General features: G+C 75.2%; 17 protein-coding genes. 10 read left to right on the forward strand and 7 right to left on the reverse strand.

The window, feature by feature from the left end:
• The first annotated feature begins 188 nt into the window (after nt 1-188).
• Nucleotides 189-3,221, forward strand: a complete 3,033-nt coding sequence (locus tag IE326_RS39105) for a helix-turn-helix transcriptional regulator (RefSeq protein ID WP_190044954.1) — start codon at nt 189-191, stop codon at nt 3,219-3,221.
• Between the two features lie 24 nt (nt 3,222-3,245).
• Here IE326_RS39105 and IE326_RS39110 read toward each other — a convergent pair whose 3' ends face one another.
• Both IE326_RS39110 and IE326_RS39115 read right to left on the reverse strand, forming a co-directional pair.
• Complete coding sequence (locus tag IE326_RS39110; protein WP_190044955.1) at nt 3,246-3,902, reverse strand: maltokinase N-terminal cap-like domain-containing protein; 657 nt, start codon at nt 3,900-3,902, stop codon at nt 3,246-3,248.
• A 67-nt stretch (nt 3,903-3,969) separates the two neighbouring features.
• Nucleotides 3,970-5,247 carry a cytochrome P450 gene (locus tag IE326_RS39115; RefSeq protein ID WP_229915871.1) on the reverse strand — a complete coding sequence of 426 codons (1,278 nt, stop codon included), beginning with the start codon at nt 5,245-5,247 and terminating at the stop codon, nt 3,970-3,972.
• A 455-nt stretch (nt 5,248-5,702) separates the two neighbouring features.
• Between IE326_RS39115 and IE326_RS39120 the strand changes: the two genes are divergently transcribed.
• The 6 genes from IE326_RS39120 to IE326_RS39145 all read left to right on the forward strand — a co-directional run bounded on the left by IE326_RS39120 (nt 5,703) and on the right by IE326_RS39145 (nt 13,008).
• Nucleotides 5,703-7,172 (forward strand): cellulose binding domain-containing protein, encoded by a 1,470-nt coding sequence (locus IE326_RS39120; protein ID WP_190044956.1) that lies wholly within the window; start codon nt 5,703-5,705, stop codon nt 7,170-7,172.
• A gap of 212 nt (nt 7,173-7,384) precedes the next feature.
• Nucleotides 7,385-7,987, forward strand: a complete 603-nt coding sequence (locus IE326_RS39125; RefSeq protein WP_150234831.1) for a TetR/AcrR family transcriptional regulator — start codon at nt 7,385-7,387, stop codon at nt 7,985-7,987.
• A 101-nt stretch (nt 7,988-8,088) separates the two neighbouring features.
• A complete protein-coding gene (locus tag IE326_RS39130) occupies nt 8,089-9,756 on the forward strand; it encodes an acyl-CoA dehydrogenase family protein (RefSeq protein ID WP_150234833.1) in 1,668 nt (555 codons plus the stop codon).
• Between the two features lie 270 nt (nt 9,757-10,026).
• Entirely contained in the window at nt 10,027-10,638 is a 612-nt protein-coding gene (locus IE326_RS39135; RefSeq protein ID WP_190044957.1) for an RNA polymerase sigma factor, read from the forward strand.
• A gap of 71 nt (nt 10,639-10,709) precedes the next feature.
• On the forward strand, nt 10,710-11,054 hold the full coding sequence (locus tag IE326_RS39140; RefSeq protein ID WP_373310409.1) for a hypothetical protein: 345 nt from the start codon (nt 10,710-10,712) through the stop codon (nt 11,052-11,054).
• 310 nt (nt 11,055-11,364) lie between these two features.
• Nucleotides 11,365-13,008 (forward strand): ABC-F family ATP-binding cassette domain-containing protein, encoded by a 1,644-nt coding sequence (locus IE326_RS39145; protein ID WP_150234837.1) that lies wholly within the window; start codon nt 11,365-11,367, stop codon nt 13,006-13,008.
• Between the two features lie 28 nt (nt 13,009-13,036).
• On the opposite strand, the gene IE326_RS39150 is transcribed toward IE326_RS39145, so the two are convergent.
• The 5 genes from IE326_RS39150 to IE326_RS39170 form a co-directional block, all read right to left on the reverse strand.
• On the reverse strand, nt 13,037-14,152 hold the full coding sequence (locus tag IE326_RS39150; protein ID WP_190044958.1) for a winged helix DNA-binding domain-containing protein: 1,116 nt from the start codon (nt 14,150-14,152) through the stop codon (nt 13,037-13,039).
• A gap of 355 nt (nt 14,153-14,507) precedes the next feature.
• Nucleotides 14,508-14,774 (reverse strand): DUF4235 domain-containing protein, encoded by a 267-nt coding sequence (locus tag IE326_RS39155; protein ID WP_150234841.1) that lies wholly within the window; start codon nt 14,772-14,774, stop codon nt 14,508-14,510.
• The gene (locus IE326_RS39160; protein WP_150234843.1) at nt 14,771-15,238 is read right to left on the reverse strand and encodes a DUF3618 domain-containing protein; all 468 of its coding nucleotides are present in this window, start codon (nt 15,236-15,238) and stop codon (nt 14,771-14,773) included. The genes IE326_RS39155 and IE326_RS39160 overlap by 4 nt, the downstream gene beginning before the upstream one ends.
• Complete coding sequence (locus IE326_RS39165) at nt 15,235-15,648, reverse strand: phage holin family protein (RefSeq protein WP_190044959.1); 414 nt, start codon at nt 15,646-15,648, stop codon at nt 15,235-15,237. Before IE326_RS39165 ends, IE326_RS39160 begins: the two co-directional genes overlap by 4 nt.
• A 304-nt stretch (nt 15,649-15,952) precedes the next feature.
• Nucleotides 15,953-17,170, reverse strand: coding sequence for a phospholipase D-like domain-containing protein (locus tag IE326_RS39170; RefSeq protein WP_190044960.1), 1,218 nt, complete (start codon nt 17,168-17,170; stop codon nt 15,953-15,955).
• Nucleotides 17,171-17,543: 373 nt separating this feature from the next.
• Here IE326_RS39170 and IE326_RS39175 point away from each other — a divergent pair, with 373 nt between their 5' ends.
• The 3 genes from IE326_RS39175 to IE326_RS39185 all read left to right on the forward strand — a co-directional run bounded on the left by IE326_RS39175 (nt 17,544) and on the right by IE326_RS39185 (nt 19,341).
• Nucleotides 17,544-18,095 carry a hypothetical protein gene (locus tag IE326_RS39175; RefSeq protein WP_190044961.1) on the forward strand — a complete coding sequence of 184 codons (552 nt, stop codon included), beginning with the start codon at nt 17,544-17,546 and terminating at the stop codon, nt 18,093-18,095.
• A gap of 193 nt (nt 18,096-18,288) precedes the next feature.
• The gene (locus tag IE326_RS39180; RefSeq protein ID WP_190044962.1) at nt 18,289-18,801 is read left to right on the forward strand and encodes a hypothetical protein; all 513 of its coding nucleotides are present in this window, start codon (nt 18,289-18,291) and stop codon (nt 18,799-18,801) included.
• A 267-nt stretch (nt 18,802-19,068) separates the two neighbouring features.
• A complete protein-coding gene (locus IE326_RS39185; RefSeq protein WP_190044963.1) occupies nt 19,069-19,341 on the forward strand; it encodes a GlsB/YeaQ/YmgE family stress response membrane protein in 273 nt (90 codons plus the stop codon).
• Nucleotides 19,342-19,680 lie beyond the last annotated feature (339 nt).

The following is a 19,680-nucleotide window of genomic DNA, read 5'->3' on the forward strand; positions in this document are numbered from 1 at the left end:
CATCAGCATCTTCGCTGGTCAGCGGCGCCCTCGTGGTCTACACCACGGGGGCGTCGCGGCCGTCGGGGGAGAATTCCCCACCCTCCGTCTGTCCGTATGCCGGACAAGGGGCCTGGACGGAGCCGATCCGCTCCGTATCCTCTGCGCAGGGCTCATGGGCGGGGCCCTCGGGCGGAGGTGACGACCAGGTGACGACGGTTCCGCACGGCCTCCTGCCCGCGCGCGCCCCCGGCGCGGCCGGGCCCCCGGCCCCGGTGGGCCGCGAGGAGCTGCTGGCCCGGCTCGAAGGCGTCCTGCACGCACGCGGCCGGGCCCTGCTGACGGGACCCGCCGGCGTCGGGAAGACCGAGGTCGCGCTGGCCGCCGCCGCCCGGGCCGAGGCCCGCGGCGAGACGGTGCTGTGGCTCGCCGCCCTGCCGGCCGACCGCGCCATCCCCGGCGCCGCCGCGGCCGCGCTCGTCGCCTCGGTGGCGACGACGGTCGTCCCGCCGGCTCCGGACGTCGCGGCGGTCCCCCGCACCGACGCGGCCCCCCTCGCCGTACCGGCCTCGCACGCCGGCCAGTCCCCCGCTGGGGACGGCGCGCCCACCCTCCCCCTCCCCGACGTGCCCGAGGGCCTGACCTCCGGCGTCTTCTCCTCCGGAGTCTTCGACGACCTGCCGGGGCCGCAGCGCACCGCCGTCGCCATGCTCTGCCGCGAGGCGCCGATCCAGCAGGGCGGCTGGGACCCGATCGCGCTTCGCCTGGGCATCGCGCGGATCCTGCGCACGCTGACCCGCCGGGGTCCGGTGCTGCTCGTCGTCGACGGCGCCGAGTTCCTCGACCCCGACAGCACCGACCTGCTCCGCTTCGCCCTCCACCTCGCACCGCCGTCGCTGCGCGTGATCGCGGTCGAGACCCCGGAGCCGTACGGGGACACCTCCCCGGCCGACCGGCCCGAAGCCGGCACCGGCACCCACGGACGGCCGCACGCCGGACACTCCGCGCACCTGTGGGTGCCGTCCGAGGCCGACCTGCTGCTCGTCCCGCCGCTCCAGGCCGACGAGATCGCCGAACTCCTCATCCACCACCGGCTGCCGTCCCGGATGGCGGGCCGCATCCACCGCGCCAGCGGCGGCAACCCCCGGCTCGCGCTCGCCGTCGGCCGCTCCCTCGCCGACGCCCGCACGCCCGTCCACCACGCCGAGGCGCTGACGCTCTCCGGCCGCGCCCGGGACCTCGCCCGGCAGCTCCTGGGCGCCGCGCCCCCGCCGGTCCGGGCCACCCTGCTGCTGGCGGCGCTCGCGCTGCGTCCTTCGGCGACGCTGGTGCGGCGGGCCGGACGGCCCGAGGCGGAGGCGGAGCTCGCGGCGGCCGAACGGGCCGGGCTCGTGTCGCTCGCCGAGGACGGCTCGCTCGTCTTCACCGCCGGACTGCTGCCGTCCACCCTCGTCCACGACGCCTGCTGGGCGGAGCGCAGCGCCGGACACGCGGCGCTCGCCGAGGTCGTGGACGACCCGGTGGAGGCGGTGCGGCACCGGGCGCTGGCCGGCGACCGGCCCGACGAGGAGCTGGCCGCCGAGGTGGCGACGGCGGCGGAGACCGCCCGCCGCCGGGGGAACAACGCGCTCGCCGCCGAACTGGCCCTGCTGGCGGCCGAGTCGACGCCCGGACGGGACGGCGACCGGCGGATCGCGCGCCTCGTGGACGCGGCCGAGGAGGCGGCCAGGGCGGCCCGCGCCGACCTGGCGATGCGGGCCACCACCGACCTGCTCGCCCGGGACGCGTCCCCCGCCGACCGGGTGCGGGCCCGCCTCGCCGTCCTCGACACGGCCGGCCAGGGCCTCACCGACCTCGACGACATGTACGTGCACGCCATGGAGGACTCGGAGGGCGAGACCGCGCTGCGGGCCGCCGTGCAGCTCCGGCTGGCCGTCAAGTACGTGCTGGCGGACGGCGATCCGGAACGCTCCCGGACGGCGGCGATGGAATCCGCCGCGCTGGCCGCGTCGGTGGGCGACCCGCGCACGGCGGCGCAGGCGCTGACCGTGCAGGCGCGCATGGAGCGGGCGCTCGGCACGCCCGACGCGGAGAAGGTCCTCGCCCGGGCCCGGGAGCTGGAGCTGGCGGAGCGCCCGCTCGGCATCCGCAACGCCGCGCAGATCCTGACGATCCGTCACGCCCTCTTCGACGACCGGCTGACCGACGCCCGGGACGAACTGAACGCGCTGCTGCCGCTGGTGCAGCGGCGCGGCTCCGTCGAGGACGCCATCGAGCTCTTCCGCACGCTCTCGGAGATCGAGTCGCGGATCGGCTCCTGCGCGGCGGCCCTGGCGCACGCGGGGCAGTCGCTCGCCCTCACCCTGGAGGCGGGTCTGTCGCCCGGCCCCGCCTGGTACGCGCTGGCGCTCGCCGAGACCGCGGGCGGCAGCCTGGGCCGGGCCGCGAGCTACGCGCGCCGCAGCGTGCAGGCGTCGGAGGAGGAGGGCGACCGGGTCTTCCTCTCCCGCAGCCGGTACGCCCTCGGCCGGGTCCAGCTGGTCAACGGCGACGTGGCGGCGGCCCTGGAGACCCTGCGCCGGGTGCAGGCGGACGAGCGGGCGCAGTCGACGGTCGACCCGTCGATGCTGCGCTGGCACGAGGAGCTGGCGGAGGCGCTGCTCGCGCACGACGCGGTCGAGGAAGCGCTCGCGCTGCTCGCGGAGGTGCGGCCGGTGGCCGAACGGCTCGGCCGGTCCACGGTGTTGCTGGGCTGCGACCGGGCGCAGGCGCTGTGCCTGGCGGCGGAGGGCCGGACGGACGAGGCGGCGGAGCTGCTGACGCGGACGGCCGGCCGCTTCGCGGAGGCGGGGCTGCCGCTGGAGCAGGGCCGGGCGCTGATGGCGCTGGCCCGGGTGGAGCGCAAGCGGCGGCGGCGGTCGGCGGCGCAGGCCGCACTGCACGCGGCGGCCACGGTCTTCGAGCGGGCGGGGGCGGTGCCGTGGCTGGCGCTCGCCACGGAGGCGCCCGCCGGCGAGCTGCCGGGGACGGCGCAGGGCGGCGACGAGGCGCCGACGGCGCTGGCCTCGCTGACGGAGGCGGAGCTGCGGCTGGCCCGCCTGGTGGGCCAGGGCGCCTCGAACCAGGAGGCGGCGGCGAAGCTGTTCCTGAGCGTGAAGACCGTCGAGGCGCGGCTGACCCGCATCTACCAGAAGCTGGACGTGCGGTCCCGCTCCCAGCTGGCGACGGCGCTCCGCCCCTGACCCGGGCGGAGCGCGCCGCGCCCGTCAGCCGCGGTGGACGGTCACGTACGCCCCGCGCGCGGCGCCCCCGGCCGGGGTCCACTCCGCGGTGACCCGGCCGAGGACCTCGCCGTCGGTGTCACCCCCGACCCGCAGCACCCGGTGGAAGCGCAGCACCAGGGGCTCGCCGCCGGACGCGCGGACGCGGACGTCGGTGCGGTCGGCGCCGTCCGAGACCTCCAGCACCTCGACCGCTCCGGCGACGGCCGCCGCCGGGTCGAGGGCGGCGGCGACGGTCGGGTCGGCGGCGTCGCTGACGGACTGCTGCTGCGGGACGGCGCGCCCGGCGAGGAGCGCGTACAACTCGCCGACGAGCACCGGGTCGTGGGCCCCGTCGTAGATCCAGCGGGTGCCGAGCACCCCGTGCTCGGAGGTCCCGATGAGCGCGTCCTCCGCCCCTTCGAGCGGCTTGTCCCGGTACGTCATCGGCACCAGGTACGCGACGGCGTCCGCGCCCTCCCCGTCCGTGACGGCCATGAACTCCACGCCCACTTCGCCCGCGGGGTCGTCGAGCCGGAACCCGCCGGCCCTCACCGGCTCCGGTCCCCGCTCCCCGTCGGCGTACCACGCGCGGGTCGGCAGCCAGGCGGCGAGCAGTTCCAGCTTGGTCGGCCGCATCGTGGTGCGGTGGATCTGGGCCATGGGCGGCTCGCTCCTTACGTCTCCGGACAGGCGACCGCCAACGTAACAGAGCCGTCGGACACGGCGATCAGCCGCCGAGGACGGCCGTCACGGGGCCTTCGGGGCGGACGGTGAGGCCGTAGGCGGTGCGGTCGGGGACGGAGCGGAGGCGGGGGACGGGGCCGGGCAGCAGGTGTTCGAGGAGGGTGACGGTCTCGCGGAGGGCGAACTGGAGGCCGAGGCAGGCACGGGGGCCGAGGCCGAAGGGGAGGTAGGCGCCGGGGTGTCCGGGCCTGCGGCCGGGGGTGGTGAAGCGGGCGGGGTCGAAGTGCTCCGGTTCCGGCCAGAGTTCGGGGTCGCGGTGGGTGAGGTGGGGGCAGACGAGGAGGTCGGTCCCGGCGGGTAGTTCGTGCCCGGCGAGGGTGTCGGCCCCGGGGGCGTGCCGGGGCAGGATCCAGGCGGAGGGGTAGAGGCGCAGGGTCTCGTGGACGAGGGTCTGGACGGCCCGCTGCCGTTCGGGCGAGCCCTCGGGTCCGGCGGCGAGCGCCCGGTCGCGGGCCTCCGGGTGCCGGTCGAGGAGGAGGTACAGCCAGGTCAGGGTGGTGGCGGTGGTCTCGTGTCCGGCCATGAGGAGGGTGACGAGTTCGTCGCGGATCAGCCGGTCGGTGTACTCGGGCCGGGCGCCGCCCGCCTCGACGAGGACGTGCAGCAGGCCGGGGCCCTCCGGTCCGGCGCCGGTGGCCCGGGCGGCGCGGACGGCCCGTTCGGCGACGGCGTCGATGCGGGCGATGTCGGCGGCGACGGCCGCCTGCGCGGCGACCGCGTCCGTGGGCAGGCTCGGCAGCGCGGCCACCACCCCGGCGACGGAGGCGAGTTCGGCCTCGGTGCCGGGGTCCAGCGGATGTCCGGTCAGGGCGCGCCAGACGGTGTCGAGGGCGAAGCGGCGCATCTCGTCACCGAGGTCGAAGACCTCCCCCGTGCGGGCGTACGCCTCCCAGCGGGCGGCGGTCACGCGCGCGGCGGCGGTGATCCGACGCTCGTACCGGCGCATGCCGGTGCCGGTGAACTGGGACTGGAGCAGCCGCCGTTGGCGCTGCCAGGCGTCCCCGGTGGCGGAGAGGACGCCGTCGCCGACGAGGATCCGGGCGCGGTGGGAGCGCTTGACGTACCGGTCGGGGTGGAGGGCCAGGACGTGCCGGACGGCGTCGGGGTCGGTGACGAGGACGGTCGCCCCGCCTCCGGGCCCGGTGCGGAAGGCACCGACCCCGCCGAGCCGTTCCCGGACGAGGGCGAGGAGGTCGACCAGTGCGCCGCCGTCGGCCCGCCACCGCGCGACGAGTCCGGGATCGAGTTCGGGGACGGCCACGGAGCGGCTCCTGTTCGGCGTCCGCACGCCCTGGCGCGCGGGGTGGCGGTGGCACGGTCGTCCCGACCTTAGGGGCGCGACCCCGGTGGGCGACAGCGGCGCTTCGGCCGCGCGGGGCGGCCGTGACGCGAAGTGGACCTTGTTCGGGGCGCGTTCGGATGCCCTCGGGGGCGCACGCGGGGGCGCCCGGTGCGCGTGCGGGCGCGTCCGGTGCGCGTGCGGGGCCTGCCCGGGGTGTGCGTCCTGGCCGTGCGGCGCGCGCGTCCGGGTTCTTCGGCGCGTGCGTGGGGGTGCGGTCCGGGGCGTGTTCCGGCGGGCGGTGCGGGGACGTGCCGCACCGCGCTCGGAGCCGTACGGGATCCGTCCGTTCCGTTGACGCGCCCGCGACCGTAAGGAAGCCTTCCTAACAACCGGATCGTCCGGCCGTCCCCGTCCCGCAGAGGAGACGACCCACCATGCGCAGAGCGATTCCGGGCGCGGCCGCGACGGCCGTCGCCTTCCTGGTCGCCGCCGGGCTGCTGACCCCGTCGGCCCGCGCCGACTCCCCGGCCCTCACCGCCACGGTCGCCCGGGCGAGCGTCTGGAGCAGCGGTTACGGCGCCGACGTGACCGTGACGAACGGCGGGGACGCCCCCGCGAGCGGCTGGACGGTCGAGTTCGACCTGCCGGAGGGCACGGCGGTCAGCAGCCACTGGTCGGCGGTGAAGACCCAGAACGGCCGGCACTACACCTTCACCAACGTCTCCTGGAACGGCACGGTCGCGCCGGGCGCGGCGCAGTCCTTCGGCTTCAACGCGAGCGGCCTCGGCCTCCCGCTCAACTGCACGGTCAACGGCGCCCCTTGCCAGGGCGGCACTCCCACGCCGACCCCCACACCGACCCCCACTCCGACACCCACGCCGAGCCCGACGCCCACGCCCACCGCCACGTCCACGTCCGTCCCGCCCGCCGGGCCCGTCGTCGACGTCGGCACCGCCGCGGAGCTCCGTGCCGCGCTGGCCTCGGCGGAGCCCGGGCAGACGATCCGGCTGGCCCCCGGCGAGTACCGGGGCTCCTTCGTCGCGCAGCGGCCCGGCACGGCGGAGCGGCCGGTGACGCTGACCGGACCGCGCACGGCGGTGCTCGTCAACGACGGGCCGTCCGGCAGCGGCCCGTCCTGCCCTGTCCCCACCGCCGGCTGGGACCCCGGCTACGGCCTGTGGCTGTACCGGGCTCCGTACTGGAACCTGACGGGGTTCACCGTCCGGGACTCCAAGAAGGGCGTGGTCGTCGACGCCTCCCCGCACGTGACGGCGGACGGGCTGTACGTGCACCACGTGGAGGAGGAGGGCGTGCACTTCCGCCGCTCCTCGGCGGACGGCGTGCTCCGCGGCTCGGTGGTCGAGGAGACGGGCCTGGTCCAGCCCGGGTACGGCGAGGGCGTGTACATCGGCTCGGCGGGCTCCAACTGGGGCTGCCACGGCAACGAGGGCGGCGCCGACCGTTCGGACCGGGTGCGGGTGGAGGACAACCGGATCGGCCCGAACGTCGCCGCCGAGGCGATCGACGTCAAGGAGGGCACCTTCGGCGGGATCATCCGCGGCAACACCTTCGACGGGCGCGGGATCAGCGGGCAGAACTCGGCGGACTCGTGGATCGACGTGAAGGGCGTCGACTACCTCATCGAGGACAACACCGGCACCTTCGCCGCGCCGGGCACCTTCGCCAACGGCTACGAGACGCACAACCCGGCCACCACCCCGGCCTTCCCGAACGGCTGCGGCAACGTGTGGCGCGGCAACTCCTCGGACCTGGGCGGGGTCGGCGCGTACGCGATCCGGATCACCTCGACGTCCAAGTGCCCGGGACGGCTCAACGTCGTGCACGCCTCGAACACGGTCCGGGGCGCCACGAGCGGCCTGACCAACATCGCCGTCACCCCGTGAGTCCCCATGGCCCCCGGTCCGGAAGCGTCGGCGGGCGGGTGACGCGCCCGCACGCCGCGCGTCCGGGGCGGACGCCGGGTGACCCGGTCCCGGACGCCGGATGACGCGCCCGGTCGGTACTCCGGCCCTCACGTCCCGGGGAGGGGGCAGCACGCGGGACCCGGCACGTCCGGGCCGTGGCGGGAAAGTCTGAATGGTGGTTCACTCCTTCCATGGCCTACCGCAAGACCCCCGCCGAGGTCCGCCGTCTCGAAGCGGCCCGGGAGCACCTGATCGCCTGCGCCACCTCGGTCGTCGCCGAGGTGGGCTGGTCGCAGGCGTCCGTGACGGCCGTCGCCGACGCCGCCGGGATCGCGGCCGGCTCGGTCTACCAGCACTTCCCCTCCAAGGCGGCGCTCGCCGTGGAGGTCTTCCGGCGCGCCGCCGGGCGCGAGGTGGAGGTGCTCGGCGAGGTCCTGGCCGCGCCCGGCGACCCGGTCGACCGGCTCGGCCGCGGCATCCGGGTCTTCGCCCGCCGCGCCCTGGAGAACCGCGGCCTCGCCCACGCCCTGCTGGCCGCCCCTGCCGAACCCGCCGTCGGCGCCGAACGGCTCGACTTCCGGCGCCGCTACCGCGCGCTCTTCGCCGCGGTGGTCCGCGAGGGGATCGCGGAGGGGGCGCTGCCCGAGCAGGACGGCGAGATCACCGCCGCCGCCCTCACCGGCGCCGTGGGCGAGGTCCTGGTCGACCCGCTCGGCTCCCCCGGCGGCCCCACCACCGAGGCCCTCCTCGACGAACTGACCGCTCTGGCCCTGCGCTGCGCGGGCGCCCCCTGAGCCCCCGCCCCGCCACCCTCCCCGCGTCCGCGCCCTGCCCCTCCCCGCGTCCGCCTCCCGCACCGCTCGCCCCGTCCCGACTCGCCCTCGGAGCAGCCACCGTGACCACCACCGCCGCCACCTCCCCCCTCGCCTCCGCCCCCTCCGCCACGACGCACACCGTCACCAACCAGCCCCCGCCGCTGACCGGCCACGACGCCGCGGCCGACCCGGTGCTGCTCGAAGGCGTCGAGCGGGAGGGCGCCGGATGGCACCTGGAGGACCTGCACCGACTCGGCCGGGTGGTCGGCGGCGAGGAGGCGCAGCACTGGGCGGACCAGGCCAACCGCCACGAGCCCGAACTGCGCACCCACGACCGGTACGGCAACCGGATCGACGAGGTCGAGTTCCACCCGGCCTACCACCGGCTGATGGACCTCTCCGTGGGCGAGGGCCTCGCCGGCGCCGCCTGGGCCGACGGACGGCCCGGCGCCCACGTCGCCCGCGCCGGCGGCTTCATGCTGGCCACGACGCTGGAGGCGGGCCACCTGTGCCCGGTCTCGATGACGTACGCCGTCGTCCCCGCCCTGCGGCACGCCCCCGAACTCGCCGCGGTGTACGAGCCGTTGCTCACCAGCCGGTCGTACGACCCCGGGCTGCGCGCCCCGGCGGGCAAGCGCGGCCTCCTCGCGGGCATGGGCATGACCGAGAAGCAGGGCGGCAGCGACGTCCGCGCCAACACCACCACCGCCACCGAACTCCCGGACGGCACCTGGCGGTTGCGCGGCCACAAGTGGTTCACCAGCGCGCCGATGAACGATCTCTTCCTCGTCCTCGCCCAGGCGCCGGGCGGCCTGTCCTGCTTCCTCGTCCCGCGCGTGCTGCCGGACGGCGGCCGCAACACCTTCCGCATCCAGCGGCTCAAGGACAAGCTCGGCAACCGCTCCAACGCCAGCAGCGAGCCGGAGTTCGACGACACGGTGGCCTGGCTGGTCGGCGCCGAGGGCAAGGGGGTGCGGACCATCATCGACATGGTGACGATGACGCGCCTGGACTGCGTGCTCGGCTCCGCGGGCGGGATCCGCGCCGCCCTCGCCCAGGCCGCCCACCACGCCCGCCACCGCTCCGCCTTCGGCGCCCGGCTGATCGACCAGCCGCTGATGCGGAACGTCCTCGCCGACCTGGCACTGGAGTCGGAGGCCGCCACCACGCTCGGCCTGCGGCTGGCCGGCGCGGCGGACCGCGCCCGGCTCGGCGACGAGGGCGAGCGCGCCTTCCTGCGCCTGGCCACCGCCGTCGGCAAGTACTGGGTGTGCAAGCGACAGCCCGCCGCCGTGGCCGAGGCCCTGGAATGCCTCGGCGGAAACGGTTATGACGAGGCATCAGGCATGCCGCGCATGTACCGCGAGGCCCCGCTCAACAGCATCTGGGAGGGCTCCGGCAACGTCAGCGCCCTGGACCTGCTGCGCGCCCTGGCCCGCGAACCGGAGGCCCTGGAGGCGTTCCGCACCGAGGTCGACGCGGCGGCCGGCGGCGACGCGCGGCTCGACGCCGCCTGGACCGGACTCCAGGGCGAGCTGCGACTCACCGAGGACGCCCCGCTGCGCGCCCGCCGCGTCGCCGAGCGGGCCGCGCTGGTGCTCCAGGGCTCGCTGCTGGTCCGGCACGCGCCGGCGGCGGTGGCCGACGCGTTCTGCGCGTCCCGGCTCGCCGGGGACCAGGGCCTCGCCTTCGGCACCCTCCCGCCGGGCACGGACTTCGCGGGCCTGCTGACCCGCCTCCCGGCCTGACCGGTCAGGCGGTTCCCCCGAAGGCCCCGCCCCCGTCCCGGAAAGTTTTCCGCGGCGGGGGCGAATCCTTTCCGGGACCCGCCGTCTCCTATCCACGTACCGGTCACCCCGACCGGTCCCACCGGAAGGAGACACCATGCTGATCACCGGCCTCGTCGTCGTCGGAGTCCTGCTGACCGGAGCGTGCGCCTGGCACCTGACGCGGCGGTACCGGAGCCGCGCCTGATCCGCACCCGCCCCCGGATCCCGCAGAGTCACGAGGAAGAGCCCATGAACCGCCCCTTCTCCTGGCCGGACGAGCGTCTGGTCAAGGCCGCCCAGGACGGCGACGTCGCCTCGCTCACCACCGTCGTCATGGAATCGCAGCCGCACGTCCGGAAGTTCGCCCTGTCGCTGTGCGCCTCCCCGCAGGACGCCGAGGACGCGGCACAGGAGGCGCTGCTCATCCTCTACCGGAAGATCGGCACCCTGCGGGCCACGGGCGCGCTCGCCTCGTGGATGTTCCGCATCGTGCGCAACGAATGCCTCCGGCAGGTCAGGCTGTTCGTCTCCCGGAGCGAGGAGACGGCGGCGGCCGGACCCGGGGCGGACGCGGAGCCGTCCGCCGAGGAGGCGGTCCTGCACCGGCTGGAGGCCCGGCGGATCGCCGCCGCCGTCGGGGCCCTGCCCCGGGAACAGCGGCAGGTCCTGGTCATGCGGGACGTGCAGGGCCTGCCCGGCAGGACCGTCGCCCGGACGCTCGGCCTGAGCGACGCCGCGATGAAGTCCCGGCTGCACCGGGCCCGCGCGGCCCTCCGCCGCTCCCTGACGGCCCCCGACACCCCGGCCGACCCGGCGGCCGGACACCCGGCCCCCTCCCCCGAAGGAGACCCGCAACCGTGAAGACCCCACCCGCCCTCGACCTCGATCTCGTGAAGCCCTCCCCGGGCTTGGTGAAGTCCTCCCCGGAGCCGGTGAAGCCCTCCCCGGGCCTCGTGAAGTCCTCCCCGGAGAGGCGCGCCGCCCAGGGGCCGGACTTCGCCAGCACGTCCGTCCCGCGCCACCTGGCGCGCGGCGCGATCGGCTTCGGCCTGGTCATCGGCTCGATCGCCCTGGTCCCCGTCGCCGGACCGGCCGCCCTGCTGGCGGCGCCGCTGGCACTGATCGCCTTCCGCGGCTGCCCCACCTGCTGGATGGTCGGCCTGGCCCAGACGATCTCCCGGGGCCGGCTGGAACGCCGGTGCGTGGACGGCGTCTGCACCCTCACCAAGGCACACCCGCACCCGGACCCTGATCCGGACAGCGCGCCCCGGACGTGACCCCCGCCCGCGACCGCCCGTGCCGGACCCGCACCCCGCACGGACGGCGCGGACGGCGCGGACGGCGCGGACGGAAATTCCCCCCGGCTCCACGAGACCGGCTGTTACGCTGGCAGGGACCTTGCACCTTCATCGAGGAGAGCAGCAGACATGGCGGGTGACGACGACATCTCCGGGTGAGATCCGGAGCTGACGGCCACCGGGCGCGCCGAGGAGCGTGCCACCGGAGTGGCCCGTCCCGTCGTACCCCCTTGCCCTTCGTCTGCCCGGGGCGGAGCCCTGTCCGCTCCCCTCCCTCCGAGGTCCCTCCATGTCCCACACCGCTCACGCCACCCTCACCTGCTCGGACCTGTCCTTCTCCTGGCCCGACGACACCCCCGTCTTCCACGAGCTGTCCTTCAGCCTGTCCGCCGGCCGCACCGGCCTGGTCGCGCCCAACGGCTCCGGGAAGAGCACCCTGCTCAAGCTGATCGCCGGCGAGCTGCGGCCCACCGGCGGTTCGGTCTCCGTCGGCGGCACCCTCGGCTACCTGCCGCAGTCCCTCCCCCTGACCGGTGACCTGACCGTCGCCGACGTGCTGGGTGTCGCGGAGGTGATCCGCGCCCTCGACGCCGTCGAGTCCGGCGACGTCGCCGAGGAGCACTTCACCACCATCGGCGACGACTGGGACGTCGAGGAGCGCACCCGTGCCCAGCTCGACCGGCTCGGGCTCGGCTCCCTCGCCCTCGACCGGACGCTGAGCACCCTCAGCGGCGGCCAGGTCGTCTCCCTCGGACTCGCCGCGCAACTCCTCAAGCGGCCCGACGTGCTGCTGCTCGACGAGCCGACGAACAACCTCGACCAGGAGGCCCGGCACAAGCTCTACGACGCGCTGTCGGACTTCGACGGACTGCTCCTGGTGGTCGCCCACGACCGGGCCCTGCTCGGCCTCATGGACGGCATCGCCGAGCTCGGCGCCTCTCGACTGCGCCTGTACGGGGGCGACTTCACCGCCTACGAGGAGGCGGTGCGCGCCGAGCAGGAGGTCGCGGAGAAGAACGTGCGCAGCGCCGAGCAGGACCTGAAGCGGGAGAAGCGGGAGATGCAGCAGGCCCGTGAGCGGGCCGAGCGGCGGGCGAGCAACGCCGCCCGCAACCTCAAGAACGCCGGGCTGCCCCGCATCTTCGCCGGCACCATGAAGCGCGGCGCTCAGGAGTCCGCGGGCCGCGCCGGGCAGACGCACGCGTCCCGGGTCGGCGAGGCCCAGGCCCGTCTCGACGAGGCCGGGCGCGCGCTCCGCGACGAGCAGCGGCTCGTCCTGGACCTGCCGGACACCCAGGTGCCCGCCGGGCGCGACCTCTTCCTCGGCCAGGGGATGCGGGTCCGGCACGGCGGCCGGGAGGTGTTCGCCCCGGGTGGCGTCGACCTGTCCGTGCGGGGCCCCGAGCGCATCGCGCTGACCGGTCCCAACGGCTCGGGAAAGACGACCCTGATGCGGCTGGTCACCGGGGAACTCACCCCGGACGAAGGGGTGGTCAAGCGCGGCGAGGGCCGCATCGCCTATCTGTCGCAGCGCCTGGACCTGCTGGACCTGGACCGTACGGTGGCGGAGAACTTCGCCGACTTCGCGCCCGGCCGCCCGGAGGCGGAGCGGATGAACCTGCTCGCCCGCTTCCTCTTCCGGGGCGCCCGCGCGCACCTGCCCGTCGGCGTCCTGTCCGGCGGCGAGCGCCTGCGGGCCACGCTGGCCTGCGTGCTGTGCGCCGAGCCCGCCCCCCAGCTGCTGCTCCTCGACGAGCCGACGAACAACCTGGACCTGCTCAGCACGGCCCAGCTGGAGAGCGCGCTCGACTCCTACCGGGGCGCGTTCCTCGTCGTCAGCCACGACGAGCGCTTCCTCGCCGAGATCGGGGTGAACCGCTGGCTCCGCCTGGAGGACGGCGTCCTGCGCACCACCGGGGCGCCCGGGGCGTGACCGTCCGCGGGAGCGGGACGCGCCGGCGTCAGGCGACGCGGACCGGCAGCCGGTCCGTCCCGCTCGCGCGCGCGACGCGCCCCGCCTCCCTCTCCAGCGCCCGCAGCGGGAGCCGGGCGGTGCCGGGGAACGGCGTCACCACCAGCTCCCGGCCGAGGACCTCCCACACGCCGACGATCCGGCCCTCCCGCAGGATGACCGGGGAGATCCAGCCGGCGGCGCGGCTCACCGCCGCGCGGTGCTCCTGCGCGAGCACCGCCTCGTCCCGGGTGCCGGGTCCGAGGACGTACTGGTCGAAGCCGCCGAGCAGCCTGATCCCCTCGCAGGGGGCGGTGCCGGCGAGTTCGTCCGCGTGCTCGGTCAGGATCAGGGCCTTGCGGCCCTCGACGTCGACCTCGGTCAGCCGGTCGCCCATGTCCGCGAACCACCTGCGGAGCTGCGGCCTGCTGGTGGCGTTGAGCGACAGCCAGCGGTCGAAGGCGTCCGGCGTGGCGGGGCCGTACGCGCCCAGGTAGGCCGCGATCACCTCGGGGGCGGCCTCGTCGGGTTCGGGCATCGGCCCCCAGGCCGCGCCGAACCGGGAGGCCGGCCCGGTGAAGGTGACCCTGTTGCCCTGGTTCGGGCCGTGGCACAGGACGCCGCGCCAGGCCAGCGGTTTGAGGACGGACCCCCATCCCGACCGCAGCACCCGCTCCATCCCCGCGAACCGCCGGTGGGCGACGAGCCGGGCGACCAGCTCGTCCCGGGTGAGCACCGCCCCGTCGAGGATCTCCGCCACCTCCTCGGTCAGCTCGTCGACCTGCGCCGGGGTGACCCCGGCGGCCCGCGTCCACGACGGCTTGAGCCAGCTCCCCGTGTTCGCCATGAGCGACAGACAGGCGCGCGCGTCCCGGGGCCGCAGCAGATGGAGGGTGCCCCGCATCGCCCAGGTCTTCATCAGCGAGCGCCCGTCGACGTCCCGGTCCACCCCGCCCGGCTCCGGCTTCGCCTGCCGCAGCGCGACGTTGAGCCCGGCGACGCTCCAGACCTGCGCCTGCACCCCGCACAGCCGGCCGACGATCTCACTCGCCCCGGCCTCCCCGAGCGGCTCCAGCAACTGCCGCCGCATCCGCCACGCGAAGACCTGTCCCCACCCGACCTGCACGCCGTCCTCCACCCAACACCCCACGCACCGCACGGAATCGGTAGGCCAACCTACACCGGCCGCACCCCACCCCCCGCGGGAAACGGGAGCCCCTGGAGAACGAGAACGTCCGGGGGCCGTTCCAGATCTCCTCGGAACGGCCCCCGGACGACGACTCCTGCGAGTCGGGACGGCAGGAGGTGAACCCGCGGCTCCTCGGCCCCCGGGAGTGAGGGCCGAGGGCGTTCCGCGGACGTGGCGGACCCGGTCCGGACGCGCACCGTGCTCGTGAAGGCCGGGCGAGCACCGGCGGATTCCGGTGACGGGTCGGCCGTCACAGCGGCGTGACAGGTGATCGGGTGTCCTCGTGGACGGTTCAGCCGGGCCAGGTTCCCGTCAGGCGCCGGACTCCGGTGGCTCCCGCCCGGTCGACGGCCGCCTTGACGATCGCGAAGATCGCGCCTTGCAGGGCGGCGGAGACGAGGACCTCCTGCCAGGTGCGGTTCTCGTCCGTGGCGTTCGGGGCGTCGTCGTCGTGGCCGAGCACCTTCCACGCCTGCTTGAAGGCCGCGCCGGCGAGCAGGCCGCTCGCGGCGCCGAGGGCCGCGCCGAACGGCTTGTAGGCGATCTTCGAGGGTTTCACCGGCGCCTCCGCCCTCGACGCAGGAGCAGGAGGACCGTGAACGCGCCGACCACGGCAAGGAGGGGGACGCGCTTGCCCTTGGCCATGGTCACGGCGGATCCGGCCTTCTCGCGGACCGGCTCCGGGGCCCTCCCGGCGGCGAGGTGCCCGGCTCGGGCCGCGGTCTCCCGGACCTGCGCCGCGGCGTTCGCCGCCTTGTCCAGGACCGGATCCGGGGCCTTGTCCTTGACCAGTCGGGCGGCCTGCGCCGTCTTCTCCCGGATCCGGTCGGTGACGACGGCGGCCTTCTCGGCGGCCTGCTCCTTGATCTCGGCCGCCTTCTCCTTCGCCTGCGCCTTGACGTCGGCCTTGGCCGCCAGCGCCTCCACGGTCATGCCCAGCTCCTCACGGGTGTGCTCGACCTGCTCGCGCAGTTCCTCGGGGGTGGGCGCGGCCTCCCCGTCGCCCTTGGAGGGAGTGCTCATCGGTGTGTCGCCTCCTTGATCTCGGCCAGGTCGGCCCTGACGCTGTCGATGGTCTGTTCCGGCACGGGGGCGCCGGCCTCGGCGATCTGCTTCTTCCCCGCGATGGCCATCACCGCCGCGACGGCCGCCAGCAGGGCGGCGACGATCAGGGCCGAAGCCCACACGGGGAGGAGCAGGGCGAGGGCCGCGATCAGGGCGCCCACCAGAGCCTGCGCGGCCAGGAAGCCGACCAGCCCGGCTCCGCCGAACAGGCCGCCGCCGACGCCGACGCGTCTGCCCTTCCGGGTCATCTCCGCCCGGGCCAGCCGCATCTCCTCGCGGACCAGTTCGGAGATCTGCCGTGACGCCCGGGCGACGAGGTCGCCCACTGATCCCTCGGTGTCGTCAGGGCGCCGTCCGACGGTGCTCATCCACTCTTCACCCTCTCCGTGTCCGTACCCGTCACGTGCCGCGGTGGCCGCACCACGGCCGCCGTTCGTGTCACCTCCGGGGTGCCGTGCCGGCCGGCGGCCCGAAGCGGCACGGTGGTGTCCGATCGGGACCCCGCTTCCCCGTCAGGCCGCGCCTACCCCGCGAACTGCCGTTCACCCGGGCGGGATTTCCGGCCTGCCCCTTCCGTCACGGCCGGCCCGACGAGCGCCGAGGGGGAGACGATGCCCGCCTTGCCCCGGAGCCGCCCGACTGCGCCGCGGGCCCCGCCGGGACCGTCTCCTCCTACAGGTAACGGCGGATGGGGAGCACCGCGGTCTCGCGGGCGCGCTGCAGCAGCGAGCGCCGCTTCCAGCGGCCCGGTCGGATCAGTTCGCTGACCGCGAGGTCCTCGTCGTAGTGCGCGTCGAGCGTGGCGGTGAGCTCGGCGTCCATGACGGCGAGCATGACCTCCTCGTCGTGGTCGAGGGAGCGGCGGTTGAAGTTCGTGGAGCCGATCAGGGACACGACGCCGTCCATGGTGATGACCTTCGCGTGCATCATGGTCGGCTGGTACTGGTGGATGCGGACGCCGGAGGCGATCAGCGCCTCGTAGTGGTGCTGTCCCGCCAGCTGGCACACGCGCTTGTCCGTGTGGGGGCCGGGCAACAGGATCTCGACCGCCACGCCACGCCGGGCCGTCGCGCACAGCAGGTCGACGAAGTAGGTGTCGGGGGCGAAATAGGCGGTCGCCAGACGGAGCCGTTCCTCCGCCGATTCGAGGATCACGCGCATCAGGGTCTGCATGTCCTGCCAGCCGAAGCTGGCCGAGCCGCGGACGACCTGCACGATGGCGTTCCCGCTCGGGCGGTGGCTCACGAACCGGTCGCGCTCGTCGAAGAGTTCCAGATGGCATTCCGCCCAGTTCTGGGCGAAGGCGGCGGCGATGCCGTCCACGGCGGGACCCCGGACCTCGACGTGCGTGTCCCGCCACTCGTCGGGATTGCGCGCGTCACCGCACCATTCCTCGGCGATCCCGACGCCTCCGGTGAAAGCGGTCTGCTCGTCGACCACGAGGACCTTGCGGTGGCAGCGGTGGTTCTGTTTGAGCGGAGAGAGGCTGAGCGGCTTGCGGAACCAGGCGACCTCCACCCCGGCCGCGCTCATCCGGTCCAGCAGGTCCCGCTCTATGACGCGGCTGCCGAAGCCGTCCAGCAGCAGTCTCACGCGTACGCCCGCACGCGCCCGGTCGGACAGTGCCACGGCGAAGCGCCGCGCGATGTCGCCCCGCCAGTAGACGAAGGTCATCATGTCGACGGTGTGGCGGGCACTGTCGATCGCGGCCAGCATCGCGGCGAAGATCTCGTCCCCGTTGCGCAGGGGAAGCACGGCGTTGCCCTCCGTCGCCGCGACGCCGATGAGTCTTTCCAGGCGCCGGCGTATGCGGCGGATCCGTTCGTCCGTGGGGCCGCTGTCGGTGGTGGCTGTCGTCGCACCGCCGAGCGGCGGCTCTCTGTCAGGCATACCGGTAACTCCTCGTTCGGGTCATGGGCGGTCAGGACCATAGTGGACGCCATCGGGAACCAGGGGCGGGGTCCCGACGGCGCGCGGTGAAAGCGGGCAGGCAGGGCGGCACGCGAGCGTCCCGGGACCGGCTCGGTACGGCGCCGAGGACGATCCCGGGGCGGTGCCCCCCACCGGTACCGGTCTGTCCCCCACCACCGGTCGCACACCTGCCCCGGCGCCCGCCGGCGGTGACGCCGTCGGGCACGTCGTGTCGCCGACGGCCCGTTTGCGTCCGGGGCCGTGGGGCACCCGGAGTTCCACGTGTCCCGGCCCCCGATGGACCGGGACGAAGCAGCGTGACCCCGCGGGGGAACGCGAAAGGGGAGAACCGATGCCGACCGGAATCGTCCTGGTCGTCGTCGCGGTCGTGGTCGTGGGGGTCGCCGCCGGCCTGGCGGTGGACCGTCGGCGGCGGGCGCGACTGCGCGACCACGCGGGGCCCGAGTACGCGCGGGTCGTCGCGGCGACCGGCAGCGAACGCGCCGCCGAACGGGAGCTGCACGCCCGCGCCCGGCGCCTCGACCGCCTGGACATCAAGCCCCTGCCGGGTGAGGCGAGGGAGCGGTACACCCGACGGTGGATGCGCGTGCAGGAGGAGTTCGTGGACGCGCCCGAGGCCGCCGTCCAGCACGCCGACGAGCTGGTGACGGAGCTGGTGAGCGACCTCGGCTACCCCGACGAGGGGTTCGAGCAGCGGATGCGCGACCTGTCCGTGCGGCACGGCCGCACGCTGGAGCACTACCGGTCGGCCCTGGAGGTCCACGCGCTGAGCACCTCCCGTGCGGCCACGACCGAACAGATGAGGGGCGCGATGATGGACTACCGCACCCTCTTGGACGACCTGCTCGCCGACGGCGAGCCGACCGGCACCCGCCGGTCCTGACGCGGAGGCAGGAGAGATGCGACACCACGACACGGACGGGCGCGGAACCCGGGCGACGAGCCCGCGACCCCGCACCGACGCGACGGACGAGCGCCCGGAACCCGGGCGAGCGTCGACCCGGCGGGCAGCTCCCGGACACGGGCCCGAACCGCACTCCGTACCCCAGAACCCGCACGCGCCTCAGAACGCCCACGTGCCCCAGGGCCCGCACGCGCCGCAGGACTCGCACGCGCCCCAGTTCCCGCACGTGCCGTCCGCGCCACCCGTGCCCTCCACGTCGCCCGACCCGGCGGCCACCGTCCAGGGCGTCCAGGGCCCCGACGCCACGCCCGCCTCGCGGGTTCCCGAGCGGCACCCGCACGGCGCCGATGCCGGGGAACACCGGCCGGACCGTGTCCGCCCCGTACGACCCGACGACGGCGCGGACGCCGAGGAGGTACCGGACCTCCTCGGCGCCGCGGAGGCAGAGGTCTTCCGGGGGCGCTGGCACGAGGTCCAGGGCCTGTTCGTCGACGACCCCCGCCAGGCCGTGCATGCGGCGGACGTGCTCGTCGGGGACGTGATGAGGACCCTGGCCGACACCTTCGCCCGGCACCGGCACGCCCTGGAGGGGCAGTGGAGCCAGGAACTGGAGGCCGACACGGAGAGTCTGCGCCGTGCGCTGCGCCAGTACCGCGCCCTGTTCCACCGTCTCCTGTCCACCTGATCGCGCCCGGCCCACGACGCCGCCCCGCACCCTGGTCACGAGTCCGGCAGCCTGCACTCTCCCGCCGGAACCGGTGCGCCGCCGCCCGTCGCCCGAAGCGGCTCGCCGCACGGGCGACGGGACGTCGTGCCGAACCCTCCGGCGCTCCCTGAGCCGTGCCGGATCAGAGAAGTTCCTGTGCATACGTTCGAAAAAGGGTGTTTGGCGGCGCCGGATCGGTGCAGACGGAGCTTACGAACATCTCAGGAGAGCAACCGGAGGCGCATCATGGGCATCATCGCGTGGATCATCATCGGCCTGCTGGCCGGCGCGATCGCCAAGGCTCTCATGCCGGGCAGGGACCCCGGCGGCATCATCATCACCATGCTCATCGGCATCGCCGGCGGCCTGCTCGGCGGCTGGCTCGGCAAGGTGATCTTCGGCGTCGACTCCATCGACGGATTCTTCGACCTCTCCACCTGGATCGCCGCCGTCATCGGCTCGATGATCCTTCTCGCCCTCTACCGTCTCCTCGCGGGCGGCCGGCGCCGGCACGCCTGACCCGGCCCCGGGCCGACGCACCCGGAAGGTCCCCCTTCCCGCTCGCGGGCAGGGGGACCTTCCGCGTGTGCGGGGGGGCGACCCGAGCGGCGACGTCCCGGGGGCCGATCGTCGGCCGGGCGGACCAGGCACGCGCTCCCCCGGGCCGTGCGGGCCCGCGCTGTTTCGCGAGCGTGGGCGGGTGTGCGAGGCTGAAGGGACACGAGACCGGCCCGTCCTACGAGCGGCGGCCTTGGGGGATCCGGGAGTTGCCCCCACTCCGGGCACCCGGACCCCACCATCGTCGTGCACCCCCTCTTGCCGAACCGGGGTGTTTCGTCTGTGGTCTCACCAACCCCC

It is taken from the genome of Streptomyces filamentosus (assembly GCF_014654895.1).
In the GTDB taxonomy this organism is placed as follows: Bacteria; Actinomycetota; Actinomycetes; order Streptomycetales; family Streptomycetaceae; genus Streptomyces; species Streptomyces filamentosus.